Genomic DNA, 8,994 nt, shown 5'->3' with positions numbered 1-8,994 from the left:
GCCAATTCCGTGTAGTCGAGTAGACACAGTTTTGCCAATATTTCTTAATTCACACATAGGTTTGCTAACCATGGCTTAATGCTTGATGAAACATAACAGTTTATTCTATGGAACGTTCCGTATATCACCTGGCTATGTATCACTTATTAAGTTCCGCATAATTATTAAGCTTAATTATTATAATTCAATATGTTATCCAAAATTAACACAATCAATACCAGAACAAAATACGGCCTAGGCCAGTTTATCTGGTTATTGTTTACAGCTATAAAATAACTGGCATGCCTCTCATAACCTATTAATTAATCGTATTAATTTTTAGTTTTCTATATTTTGATTAGAAAAATATATGGAGTATTCCATATATCTAAGCCTTAGTTGCTGTATACTTATACAGTAATATTGCTCTTACATGCTTGCACGGAGGAAAAGCAATGGAAGACATTCCACCAAAAATAGCGTCCCATTCAGGCCGGTTCCTTAATACAACCGCACCTGTATTCGTCTCAATAGACTAGCTTACTCTACCGAGAATAGTTTAGCTCAATGCTAAATACTATAAGCAAGCAACGCTAAAATGATAGCCGCATAAATACCTGCCAACACATCATCAAACATAATACCGAAGCCACCGTGCACGCCACGGTCAATGACTCGAATAGGCCACGGCTTCCAAATATCAAACAAGCGAAATAAAATAAAACCGATAAGCATCCATAACCAGCCACTGGGCGCAAACATCATGGTAATGAGATAACCAACCACCTCATCCCATACTATGGCCGGATGATCATGAACCCCTAAAGCATTCGCTGTGTATTGACATATCCAGATGCCGGCAACAAAACAGACAACCGTCACGGCGATATAAAGCGATAACGATAAACCTGCCGAAGATAACAACCAATATAATAATACGCCAATCAAGGTGCCAAACGTGCCAGGCGCTTTTGGCGCAAGCCCTGTGCCGAAACCTAAGGCTAGCGCATGAATCGGGTTTTTTAATAAGCTCGGTGATAGCACTTATCAAGATCCACTAAAGTGATCGTAGCCACTGGTTTTTACAATCGTAGCTTCGTTGTTAGCGTTCATGCAACGCAGACCTTTGTCTGGTGTGATAGTACCAATAGAATAGACTTCAAAACTATCCGCTTTCATCCGCGCCAACATTGCGGCTTGCCTATTTTCAGGTACGGTAAAACACAACTCGTAGTCATCACCACCAGACAAAGCCATGGCGTGTATTTCGTTGGCATCAATATTTTCTCTTAGCGCCTTAGTCATAGGAATATCGTCGAGCATAATCTCTGCCCCGACATTGCTGCACTCTAATATGTGAGATAAGTCAGCTGCCAGACCATCCGAAATATCAATGGCCGAGCTGGCAAACTCTTTTAATGCCAAGCCCTGTTCAACTCTTACTATTGGCTTGTGTAGCTTATCGCAGACAGTAGTTTGATGCATTTCACTAATGGTTCTTTCACCTTTAAGAAACTCTAAGGCCAATCGCGCATCACCTAAAGTACCCGTAACAAAAATACCATCGCCCGTTTTAGCACCACCGCGACGCAATGCCCTGCCTTGCTCAACGATGCCACAAGCTTGTATGGTAATGGTTAACGGGCCGCGCACGGTATCACCACCAATCAATGCCATATTATGGTCTGATGCCAAATCAAACAAGCCACGGGAAAACGCATCTAGCCAAGGCTCATCAATCTCTGGTAACGCAATAGACAAAGTAAACCAGACAGGTGTGGCAGCCATTGCTGCAAGATCACTGAGATTAACGGCTAATGCTTTATAGCCAATCAATTCAGCTGCTGTATCTGAGAAAAAATGTACGTCGGCAACCAAGGTATCAACTGTTGTCACTAACTCACACTGCACAGGAATTGTAGTGATCGCTGCATCGTCACCAATGCCTAGCTGAACGAACTTGTTATTACCAAGCCTGGTAAAATAACGCTTAATCAGGTCAAATTCTGGCAACGGGGAAGACACTAGAATCAGCGGGTCTTTGCCAACTTGATTTCTTGCGCCCGATATTTACCCTTAAGTTTATCGAGCACACCATTAATGTACTTATAGCTTTCTTCTGCACCAAACAGTTTTGCTGCCTCAATGGCTTCATTGATAACAACACGATATGGCACGTCTGGCCTGTGTTCTAGCTCGTAAGCACCAATACGTAACACCGCAGACTCAACGGGATCAAGCTGCTTAATTGGCCGATCAAGCAATGGTGCTAACGCATTATCTATAGAGGCTACGTTGGCAGACACTTCTGACACTAACTCTTTAAAGTATTCTGTAACTGTTTCATTCATTTCCTGATCGGTGAGGAATCGCTCAACAATATCATCACGATCCTGGCCAGTAATCTGCCATTGATACAAGGCTTGTACAGCCAAGTTTCTCGCCTTGTGGCGCGAACGTGTTAGTGATGGGGGTTTAGCCATAGCTTTACTTAATTTTCCAATTGCGCTAATACATTAACGGTTTCAAGCGCTGCCAATGCTGCATCGGCGCCCTTATTACCTGCTTTTGTGCCAGCACGTTCAATCGCCTGTTCAATGCTATCAACCGTCAATACACCAAAACCAACGGGGATATCGCAAGCCATTTGCACTTCTGACAAACCGCGTGTGCAACTACTGGCAACATAATCAAAATGTGGTGTACTGCCACGAATGACTGCACCTAGTGCAATAATCGCCTGATATTCGCCGCTCATCGCCATGCGTTTTGCCGCCAGAGGAATCTCAAATGCACCGGGGACATACACTACTTCAATGTCTTTTTCAGCAACGCCATGCTGCGTCAGAGCATCTATTGCTCCTGCCACTAATTGGCTAACAATAAATTCGTTAAAACGGCCAGCCACAATAGCAAAGCGCGTCTGCTTCGCCACCAACTTACCACGTAGTGATTTAATCGCCATTGTTATACCTGTTGTGTTATCTGAATAAGTAATTTATGCCGCTAGTGAACTTAACAACTAACATAATCAATGACTTCAAGGCCAAAACCCGATAGTCCATGGAAGCGTTTAGGGGAGCTTAACAGTCGCATACGGCTGACACCAAGATCGACTAACATTTGTGCGCCGACACCATAGGTTCTGACGTCTGCATGTCCTGGAAATACATCATCAGCTGCCGATGTTTTATCCGCACTCTCTTTGCTATTGAGATCTTTAACTCGCTGGTGAAATGTTTTCGCGTGACTATCATGAGCCAAAATAATGACAATACCTGGCTCCTTGGAATTTGAGATGGCCTGCATTGCTTTGTGTAACGGAATACCGGCACCCGCCATATCAAGTGATAGAATATCATTAAAGGTATCTTGCACATGAACCCGTACCAGCACAGGTTCATCTTGTTTTATTTCACCTGAAACCAGTGCCAGGTGCGTGTCTTCGGTAATCAAATCACGATAAGCCACCAACTTGAATTGACCAAACTCAGTCGGCAGCACGGATTCGGCACCACGACAAATGGTTTGCTCATTGTTCAAACGATAACGAATCAGGTCGGCTATTGTGCCTATTTTCAGATGATGAAGTTTGGCAAACTTCTCAAGGTCGGGGCGCCTTGCCATAGTACCGTCTTCATTAAGAATTTCAACAATGACAGCACTAGGGTCTAAATCAGCTAGGCGTGCCAAATCACACCCCGCTTCGGTATGACCCGCACGCGTCAGCACGTTGCCCGGCTGTGCCATGATAGGAAACACGTGCCCGGGTTGGCGTATATCAGCAGCCACTGCATTCGTTGCAACGGCGGCTTTGACTGTTGTTGCACGGTCTGCTGCGGAAATACCCGTGGTAACACCGGTTGATGCTTCTATAGATAACGTGAAATTGGTTCTATGTTCAGCATTCGTGCTATGCACCATTAATGGTAAGGCTAACTGCTGACAACGCTCTGGCGTTAAGGTTAAACAAATCAAACCACGACCATAACGTGCCATAAAATTGATATCTTGGGTATCTATTTTTTCGGCAGCCATAATGAGATCGCCTTCGTTCTCACGATCTTCATCATCCATTAGCACTACCATCTTGCCATTACGGATATCTTCGATAATTTCTTCAGTCGTATTGAATAACATAGTGTGAATTAAGAGAGGCGCCCTAAAGTGAAAATCCAGCATCGCGTAACGATGCCCCAGTAATATTATCCTTAGTGATATTACCCGTAACGGTATCATTATTCGCCAACAATAATCGCTCTAAATAACGGGCAACAACATCGACTTCAATATTAAGCGGCGTATTCACTTTATAATTCGACATAATTGTTTTGCTCATCGTATGCGGCACAATATTAATATCGAAATACTCGCCATTAACCTGATTGACGGTCAAGCTAACACCGTCTATACAGATAGACCCTTTAGCCGCGATGTATTTAGCCAATTGCTTTGGTGCCTTTATAGTAAAGCGCACTGAACGCGCATCGTCACACCGTGATTGCACCCTGGCAATACCATCAACATGGCCACTGACAAGATGTCCACCCAAACGTGTGGTGAGCTGCATGGCCTTTTCCAGATTAAGTAACGCACCCACTTTAAGTTTTCCTAAAGTTGTATGCGACAAAGTTTCATTCGACACATCTGCGCTAAATTCGCGTTGAGAAAAATCAATAACGGTTAAGCACACACCGTTTACCGTAATACTGTCACCAAGCGAGACATCGGACATATCCATATCCCCTGCTGCTATATGCAAACGCACATCGCCATCGGTCGCTTCATGGCGCGTTAATTTGCCAACGGTTTCAATAATTCCAGTAAACATTAGTCTTTGCAAATAATCACGGTTAAGAAGCTTTGATATTCGGCGTTGCCGTAATACGCCAATCGTCACCCACTGCACGTATCTCTTTTATCTTTAGCTCTAAAGCATCGGCCATATTCAACAAGGGCAAATCAACGAGTGGCTGCGCTGTCGAACCCATTAACTTAGGCGCCATATAAATGATAAGTTCATCGATCAAGTTGGCTTTTAAAAAAGCACCGCAGAGCGTTGACCCTGCCTCAACCAACACCTCATTAATTTGCCGCTGCACGAGATAGGCAAGCATCTTATCTAAATCAATGCGACCTGATTCATTAGCACACACTTCCACCGCAATGCCACGATTCTCGAAAGCCACACGCGCCTCAGCGGCTGTGCTTGCCGTAACTACCATCGTAGCACCTGGCGGCCCGTAGACAATTGCTTGCGGTGATGTGGTTAAACCACTATCCAGCACCACACGCAAAGGTTGAGAATACGCTGATAATGGCAAATACAGTTCACCTATTTCAGCCAATTCACGCCAACGTACCTGCATTGTCGGATCATCGCTAAGCACCGTGCCACAACCCGTAATAATCGCACCACATTGCGCACGTAATCGCTGCACATCGAGGCGCGCCGCACTCGATGTAATCCATTTGCTCTCGCCGTTAGCCATAGCAGTACGGCCATCTAAACTCATGGCTAATTTGCACACCACATAAGGCCGTTGGCGTTGCATACGTGAAACAAAACCCTTATTCAGTTGCAACGCTTGCTCTCGCATAAGACCAAGTTGAACATCAATGTCCGCGGCTTTAAGCTGCGCAATGCCTTGGCCAAACACTTGCGGGTTAGGGTCTTCCATCGCGATAACGACGCGCTTAACCCCGGCCTCAATCAACGCCCTATCGCAAGGTCCAGTACGCCCTTGATGACAACATGGCTCTAGCGTGACATAGCAAGTTGCACCCCGTGCGCGATCACCCGCCGCTTTCAGTGCCACAATCTCAGCATGATCGGCACCAGATTTTTCATGCCAACCACTACCGACCACAACACCCTGGTTAACGATGACACAGCCCACCCGTGGATTCGGCTTTGTCGTATACAAACCCTGTCGTGCCAGCCGCATCGCCTGCGTCATAAAGCCGTGATCTACGCGTTTAAATCTCAATGCTTTGACCAATATGACTCATATTATCCAATAACGTCATGTGTGGGGTAAATATTAAATTTTAACTCAATTTAACTTATATTTATGTAGTTAAATATCAAAAAATACCTTTAAATTAGATCAATGTGGATAAAATATCCATAAAATGGTAAAAGCTAAAGGTAGATAAAACTAAAAATTAGAGCGATTTCTCATTATTTGTTCTTTTCCAGGCCTTCTATCTCTTTTTTAAACGCTGCAATATTCTCAAAACTATGGTAAACCGAGGCGAAACGTACATAGGCGACAGCGTCTAAATCTTTTAACTCTTGCATCACCCATGAGCCTATCAGCTTGGTATCCACTTCACGCTCTCCCTGCGTTAGCAAACGATGCTTGATACGGTGAATAATATCTTCAACCTGATCTACGTTAACCGGTCGTTTTTCCAGAGCTCTTAGAATACCGTTACGCAGCTTATCTTCATCAAAGGGTTCGCGACGCGAATCGTGCTTGAGCACGCGCGGTAAATTTAACGCTGCGGTTTCGTGCGTGGTAAAGCGCTCGCTACAAACATTGCACTCGCGGCGGCGGCGAATGCTATCACCACCATTACCCAGACGCGAGTCGACAACTCGCGTGTCTTGCGCATCACAAAATGGGCAGCGCATAACACTCGACCAAGCGTGTATTGATAACCGGCCTAAGCAGCACGGTACACTGGAAATTGCTTACACAAATCAAGCATTGCCTGTTTTGCGGCAGCAATCACTGATTCATCGTTGATGGCATCAAGCACATCACAAATGGTATTGGCTAATAGTACGGCCTCTGCCTCATTAAAGCCACGCGTCGTCATCGCAGCCGTACCAATGCGGATGCCGCTAGTGACAAAAGGAGAACGTGGGTCGTTTGGCACCGCATTTTTATTGACAGTGATATTGGCTACACCCAACGCGGCCTCGGCAGCTTTACCGGTAATATCTTTATCAATCAAATCAAGCAAGAACATATGGTTATCCGTGCCACCAGAAACTACCTTGTACCCTCGCTCGATAAGCGTCGCTGCCATAGCCCGAGCATTTTCAACCACTTGCTTTTGGTAATCGATAAAACTGGGTTCGAGCGCTTCTTTAAACGCCACCGCTTTGGCCGCAATAACGTGCATTAGCGGCCCACCCTGCGAGCCGGGGAATACCATGGAGCTAAGTTTCTTTTCAAGATCAGGGTTAGATTTTGCCAAAATAATCCCACCACGTGGCCCTCTTAGGGTCTTATGGGTGGTCGATGTCACTACATCGGCAATAGAAATAGGGTTCGGATAGACGCCTGCCGCCACTAGTCCAGCAACGTGCGCCATATCGACAAAGAGCAAAGCGCCCACTGAATCAGCAATGCGGCGAAACCTGTCCCAGTCAACGATGCGCGAATAAGCACTAAACCCAGCCACAATCATTTTTGGCTTATGCGTATTGGCCAGGCGTTCTACCTCGCCATAATCGATTTCGTTGCCGTTATCATCGAGACCATATTGCACTGCGTTGTAGAGTTTGCCTGAAAAGCTGACATGGCTACCATGTGTTAAATGGCCACCATGCGCTAAGCTCATGCCCATAATAGTGTCACCTGGCTGCAATAACGCCATGTAAACTGCTGCGTTAGCTTGCGAACCAGAGTGCGGTTGTACATTGGCATAGTCTGCACCAAATAACTGTTTGGCTCTTTCGATTGCTAAACGCTCCGCCACGTCGACATGGGCGCAACCACCATAGTAACGTTTGCCAGGATAGCCTTCGGCATACTTGTTCGTCATGACGCAGCCTTGCGCCTCCATAACGCGCGTACTGGCATAGTTTTCTGAGGCAATCAGCTCGACATGTTCTTCCTGTCGTGTTGCCTCATCAGCAATGGCTTGCGCTAATTCGTCGTCATAGCCGGCAATGGTTTGATTATCTGAAAACATAGCGATCCTGATATTTGGTAAACTCTGAGGACGCACATATTAATGTATTTAGCGACACCCTGCATGTACCGTCGCCATTACTCGTAACATGTGTAATGACTCTATATTACAATCAATCATAGCTTTATTATGGATTGTCGGGATTTTTTACATAAGTATTGAAATTAAATTTTTAACAGTCCTATCTTATTGAAAAATAAAGGAAAATTGCCATGGCATAAAAACTGCTTTAAACGCTTTTAGGAAATATCTATTAAGGTTGTAATAACAGCACCTACGTAGAACATTTCATTCGTTTCATAACATACTTAGAACCAGCATGCATCAAATCGATCCGTTAGGCGGGTATACACTAAAGGTCATTAAAACCAGCGAACCAAAATCGGTGCTCGCGCGTAAAATCATGCGCCTGCTGGATGGCTTACACCAAAGTGCAACGGGCAAAGCAATTTATGCGCACGTCCAACGTACGTTACGCGATTTTGAATCGTCACAAATGGATGTGCAAGATGGCTATGCAAAACTGCTAAGTATGCTGCTCGATGCTTACGGAAAACATCTGGATGCTGACTCACCAGAGAAAGTTGATCTCAAATTAATGCAAATGCGGCTGACCCCACCGCTGTCAATTTCCGAGATCAATGCACTGAAAGAAATTACTAAAGAGTTTGCGGCCAAACTTGCATCATCTGATTCAGCAGAATACCCTGAATTTCAAACAGAAATAAGCAATATACTCACTGGCTTAGGATTTGCCGCTAATGAATACCAAGCCACTACTAAGCAACCCGATGCTGTATCGACCACCTTAGAAACACCCCAAGAACGCGCAGCAACGAAAGATACAATCTCAATAGCCGATATTTCGACACCCCTACAAGAGACCATCCCTGATGACCTCGATGCAAACAACGATGAGGCATTGCGGAAAATCCTTGAAGGTAACCGTTCACGCATCCAACACATCCAAACAACACTAAGCCAACAGCTCAACGATGCAATACGCCAAAGCGAACAGTTCGGGGTATTGCTTGAACTCGAACGCGAAGAAGTATTGCGCTCTGAAACGACAGAGAATTTATC

Annotated in this window: 10 protein-coding genes; 1 reads left to right on the top strand and 9 read right to left on the bottom strand. The window is 45.0% G+C overall.

Annotated elements, in window-relative coordinates:
* Nucleotides 1–549: 549 nt before the first annotated feature.
* From JKY90_04165 to JKY90_04125, 9 genes are all read right to left on the bottom strand, one after another.
* Complete coding sequence (locus JKY90_04165) at nucleotides 550–1,023, bottom strand: phosphatidylglycerophosphatase A (protein MBL4851460.1); 474 nt, start codon at nucleotides 1,021–1,023, stop codon at nucleotides 550–552.
* A gap of 3 nt (nucleotides 1,024–1,026) precedes the next feature.
* Nucleotides 1,027–1,992, bottom strand: coding sequence for a thiamine-phosphate kinase (gene thiL / locus JKY90_04160; GenBank protein ID MBL4851459.1), 966 nt, complete (start codon nucleotides 1,990–1,992; stop codon nucleotides 1,027–1,029).
* A gap of 17 nt (nucleotides 1,993–2,009) precedes the next feature.
* Nucleotides 2,010–2,462 (bottom strand): transcription antitermination factor NusB, encoded by a 453-nt coding sequence (gene nusB / locus JKY90_04155; GenBank protein MBL4851458.1) that lies wholly within the window; start codon nucleotides 2,460–2,462, stop codon nucleotides 2,010–2,012.
* A gap of 8 nt (nucleotides 2,463–2,470) precedes the next feature.
* Complete coding sequence (ribE, locus tag JKY90_04150; protein MBL4851457.1) at nucleotides 2,471–2,944, bottom strand: 6,7-dimethyl-8-ribityllumazine synthase; 474 nt, start codon at nucleotides 2,942–2,944, stop codon at nucleotides 2,471–2,473.
* A gap of 50 nt (nucleotides 2,945–2,994) precedes the next feature.
* Nucleotides 2,995–4,119: a 3,4-dihydroxy-2-butanone-4-phosphate synthase gene (gene ribB, locus JKY90_04145; protein ID MBL4851456.1), complete on the bottom strand. Its 1,125-nt coding sequence runs from the start codon at nucleotides 4,117–4,119 to the stop codon at nucleotides 2,995–2,997.
* A 22-nt stretch (nucleotides 4,120–4,141) separates the two neighbouring features.
* Nucleotides 4,142–4,810, bottom strand: a complete 669-nt coding sequence (locus JKY90_04140) for a riboflavin synthase (GenBank protein ID MBL4851455.1) — start codon at nucleotides 4,808–4,810, stop codon at nucleotides 4,142–4,144.
* A 22-nt stretch (nucleotides 4,811–4,832) separates the two neighbouring features.
* Nucleotides 4,833–5,939: a bifunctional diaminohydroxyphosphoribosylaminopyrimidine deaminase/5-amino-6-(5-phosphoribosylamino)uracil reductase RibD gene (gene ribD / locus JKY90_04135; GenBank protein ID MBL4851454.1), complete on the bottom strand. Its 1,107-nt coding sequence runs from the start codon at nucleotides 5,937–5,939 to the stop codon at nucleotides 4,833–4,835.
* Between the two features lie 224 nt (nucleotides 5,940–6,163).
* A complete protein-coding gene (gene nrdR / locus JKY90_04130) occupies nucleotides 6,164–6,619 on the bottom strand; it encodes a transcriptional regulator NrdR (GenBank protein ID MBL4851453.1) in 456 nt (151 codons plus the stop codon).
* A 32-nt stretch (nucleotides 6,620–6,651) separates the two neighbouring features.
* Entirely contained in the window at nucleotides 6,652–7,911 is a 1,260-nt protein-coding gene (locus tag JKY90_04125; protein MBL4851452.1) for a serine hydroxymethyltransferase, read from the bottom strand.
* A 319-nt stretch (nucleotides 7,912–8,230) separates the two neighbouring features.
* Between JKY90_04125 and JKY90_04120 the strand changes: the two genes are divergently transcribed.
* A partial coding sequence (locus JKY90_04120) for a hypothetical protein (protein ID MBL4851451.1) occupies nucleotides 8,231–8,994 on the top strand: 764 nt, incomplete at its 3' end.

It is taken from the genome of Gammaproteobacteria bacterium (assembly GCA_016765075.1).
Taxonomy (GTDB): Bacteria; Pseudomonadota; Gammaproteobacteria.
This window is presented reverse-complemented; position numbering and strand designations above follow the sequence as displayed.